This window comes from Catenibacterium sp. CAG:290, assembly GCF_000437715.1.
In the GTDB taxonomy this organism is placed as follows: domain Bacteria; phylum Bacillota_I; class Bacilli_A; order Erysipelotrichales; family Coprobacillaceae; genus Catenibacterium; species Catenibacterium mitsuoka_A.
The window spans coordinates 1-3977 of the sequence record NZ_FR898829.1 but is presented as its reverse complement, the minus strand read 5'-3'; the positions used below and the strand labels follow the sequence as shown (position 1 = coordinate 3977).

Sequence of the window (3977 nt, the reverse complement as noted above, 5' to 3'; positions counted from 1 at the left end):
CGATTTAGAAGCAAAGGTAGTACAAGATATTTTATTACAAACTAATTAATTATCTTCAACTTTTATGTGTTTTGATTTATAATGATTCCGTTTTTGCACAAGGAAAGAGAGGTCTTGTATGAAAAAGCAGAAATCACTTAAATTGAATTTCATTATGAATGCATTACTTACAATGTCTTCATTCATATTCCCACTTATTACATTCCCATATGTATCGAGAGTATTAGGGCCTACAGGAACAGGTCAGGTTAACTTTGCGACATCATTGATTACTTATTTCTCAATGTTTGCGCAGTTAGGTATTCCGACATATGGTATCAAAGTATGTGCACAGGTAAGAGATGATCATGAAAAACTCACAAGAACAACACAAGAATTATTAATTATAAATCTTGTCATGACTGTAATCTCTTATGTTGCGTTTATTATTGCGTTATTCGCAGTTCCAAAGCTTGCATCTGATAAGATGTTGTATGTGATTACTAGTAGTACTATCCTACTTACTACAATAGGTATGGAATGGCTCTATAAAGCTTTAGAACAGTATACATATATCACTATTCGTTCTATTATCTTTAAGTTTATTGGACTTATTGCGATGTTCTTGTTAGTGCGTTCAAAGAACGATTATGTTATGTATGCGGGTATTACAGTATTTGCGGCAAGTGCTTCATTTATTCTTAACTTATTAAATGCCCACAAATATATTGGTTTAAAACCAGTTGGACATTATAATTTCAAGAGACATTTCAAGCCAGTCGCTATCTTCTTTGCGATGAGCTGTGCAACTACAATCTATACTAATCTAGATTCAGTTATGTTAGGTTTCATGGCTACTAATGCTGATGTTGGTTACTATGGCGCAGCTGTTAAGATTAAGAATATTTTAGTATCTATCGTTACTTCACTAGGTACTGTATTACTTCCTAGAGCGGCTTATTATATTGAACACCAGCAGATGGATGAATTTAAGAAACTAAGTAGAAAAGCATTAAATTTTGTATTCATTATTGCATCACCAATGATGATCTATTTCATTCTCTTCGCAAAACAGGGTATCTTCTTTTTATCAGGTGATGCCTTTGCGCCAGCAGTTGTACCTATGCAGCTTATCATGCCTACCCTACTCCTTATTGGTATTACAAATATCTTGGGTATTCAGATTCTTGTACCATTAGGATATGAAAAAGCAGTACTCGTATCTGAAATAGTTGGTGCAGTGATTGACTTAGTGGTTAATGCATTATTGATTCCAGTATATCAATCAAGTGGTGCTGCAATTGGTACATTACTTGCAGAATTTGCGGTTATGGTCGTACAGTGTATTGCGTTAAAGAATGAAATCAAAACAGCCTTTAGTGATATTAAATACTTAAAGATTATTCTTGCGATTATTATTGCATCACTTGCATCTTTCTGGGTGACTGCATTAAATCTACATGTATTCATTACACTCGTTATTTCAGCTATCTTGTTCTTTGGTGTATATGGTCTTGTACTCATTATCATGAAAGAAAAACTTGTCATTGAAATATTGACACAAATCTTTAGTAAGTTAAAACATAAAAGCGCATAATCTGCGCTTTTTGACTTATAAAACAATAAAGGGTATACTTTTATTGTGATGACTAATGAATATGAATGATGTAAAATAATTATATTCATATGAAGGAGGAAAACAGAAATATGCCTGATAAACAGAGAATCGGTATTTTAGGAGCTGGTACATGGGGTATGGCTCTTGCAAGAATGCTGGCTAATTGTGATAAGGAAGTAACAGTGTGGTCTGCCCTTCCACAGGAAGTGGAACAGTTAAGCACAACACATACACATCCAAAACTTCCTGGTGTTGATTTTCCTGAAACTATTCGTTATACAACAGATATAGAAGAAGCATGTACTAATCAGAATATTATTATGTTTGCGGTACCTTCTGTATTTGTAAGAAGCACAGCTGAAAAGGCTAAACCTTACATTAAAGACAATCAGATTATTGTGGATGTTGCGAAAGGTATTGAAGCAGATACATTCATGACTTTAACTGAAGTCATTGAAGATGTACTTGATAATGACACATTACATCTTGTCGCATTATCTGGTCCTACTCATGCAGAAGAAGTGGCAAGAGGATTACCTACTGCCATCGTATCAGCATGTAAGAATCTAGACGCGGCTAAATATGTACAGAAGTTCTTCAGTAGTCCTTTTATGCGTGTGTATACAAATAACGATGTAAAAGGAATTGAAATCTGTGGTGCATTAAAGAATATTATTGCGTTAGCTACTGGTATTTCTGGTGGCTTAGGTTATGGTGATAATGCCCGTGCAGCTTTAATTACAAGAGGTCTTGCAGAAATGGAGAGACTTGGCGGTAGAATTGGCTGTACACCACATACATTTAGTGGTTTAACTGGTATGGGTGACTTGATTGTGACTTGTACAAGTGAATTCAGTAGAAACAACCAGGCAGGTCATTTGATTAGTGAAGGTAAGACACCAGCAGAGGCAGTTAAGGAAGTAGGAATGGTTGTAGAAGGTATTAATGCATTACCTGCAGCTGTTCAGCTTGCAGAAACTTATAAAGTGGATATGCCTATTGTAATGACTGTCAATAAAATCGTTAATGAAGGCTTGAATCCAAAGAATGCAGTTAATGCATTATTACAGAGAGATTTAAAATCAGAAACACCTCTTCCATCTATTAATGATGTATTTGAAGAGTCAGTATTAAGAAAGACGAGGAAAAGTGGAATGAAGAGAGTTATTACTTATGGTACTTTTGACTTATTACATTATGGTCATATTAACCTATTAAGAAGAGCTAAAGAATTAGGTGATTACTTAATTGTTGGTTTATCAACAGATGAATTCAACTGGAATGAAAAACAGAAGAAGTGTTACTTTACTTATGAACAGAGAAAACAGTTACTAGAATCAGTTAGATATGTAGATTTAGTTATTCCTGAATGTGCATGGGATCAGAAACGTAAAGATGTTCATGAATATCATGTTGATACTTTTGTCATGGGAGATGACTGGAAAGGTCAGTTTGATTTCTTAGAAGAAGAAGGTGCAGAAGTAGTATACTTACCTAGAACTCCTGAAATCAGTACAACTAGAATCAAAAAAGACTTGAATAAATAGTCATATTTTACTCGTTTATGAAGATGATATGTAATTTTTGTGTAATTATGACCTTAAAGGTTTTCATTTTTTCATTTACGAGTATAATGACGAATGAACCGAATATTAGGAGGTAGTTATGAAGTTTATTACATCACGTGCCTTGATCCTAGGTATCCAGGCTGTTGTATCTGCAGTGCTTGCATTCTTCGTAGTTAAGATTGGAATCTTACCTACAAAGTATTTAATGGCAGCATTCGCAGTATTAGTAGTATTATGGCTATTCATGTTCTTATTGACTATGCCATCAAAGAAGAAAAAAGTTGCAAGACCTTTAATTGGTAAAATAGTGTCTCTTTTATTAAGTATCGCAATGGTATTTGGTACTAGTAAGATTATCAAAGGTGACTCATTCCTTTCATCTCTTACTAATGTAGGTACTGAAACAACTACTTATTCTTTAGTAGTATTAAAAAGCAGTGGTTATAAGAATGTTTCTTCATTAAAAGGAAAAACAATCGATTACTACGCAAACGATAAAAAGAAAGCGATGCAGGTAAAAGAAAAGCTACAGAAGCAGATCAGTTTCCATGGTAATGGTGAAGATGATAATGCGAAGCTTGCATCAGACTTATATAGTGGTGATTGTGATGCAATCCTATTAAATGAAAGCTATCGTGAAATGATCAAAGAAACTTATAGTAACTTTGAATCAAAGACTAAAGTATTATGGCAGGAAAAGATTGTAGAAGAAGTAGAAAATACTGCTTCTGATGTTAATGTAACTAAGAAGCCATTCGTATGTTATATTAGTGGTGTTGACTCTCGTGGTGGTGTAAATGAAAACAGCCGTT

2 protein-coding genes and 2 pseudogenes are annotated in these 3977 nt (G+C 34.0%); all 4 read left to right on the top strand.

Annotated elements, in window-relative coordinates; genetic code table 11:
- The first annotated feature begins 118 nt into the window (after positions 1-118).
- On the top strand, positions 119-1576 hold the full coding sequence (locus QVO42_RS06705) for a flippase (RefSeq protein ID WP_022425373.1): 1458 nt from the start codon (positions 119-121) through the stop codon (positions 1574-1576).
- 89 nt (positions 1577-1665) lie between these two features.
- Positions 1666-2673 (top strand): annotated as a pseudogene (locus QVO42_RS06700) (NAD(P)H-dependent glycerol-3-phosphate dehydrogenase); the annotation flags it as partial.
- A 78-nt stretch (positions 2674-2751) separates the two neighbouring features.
- Complete coding sequence (tagD, locus tag QVO42_RS06695) at positions 2752-3144, top strand: glycerol-3-phosphate cytidylyltransferase (protein WP_226793721.1); 393 nt, start codon at positions 2752-2754, stop codon at positions 3142-3144.
- 118 nt (positions 3145-3262) lie between these two features.
- Positions 3263-3977: pseudogene (locus tag QVO42_RS06690) on the top strand (hypothetical protein); the annotation flags it as partial.

Excerpts from the sequence above, each read along its gene's own strand:
- QVO42_RS06705 (WP_022425373.1), top strand. The coding sequence starts at position 119 with ATGAAAAAGCAGAAATCACTTAAATTGAATTTCATTATGAATGCATTA.
- tagD (WP_226793721.1), top strand. The coding sequence starts at position 2,752 with ATGAAGAGAGTTATTACTTATGGTACTTTTGACTTATTACATTATGGT.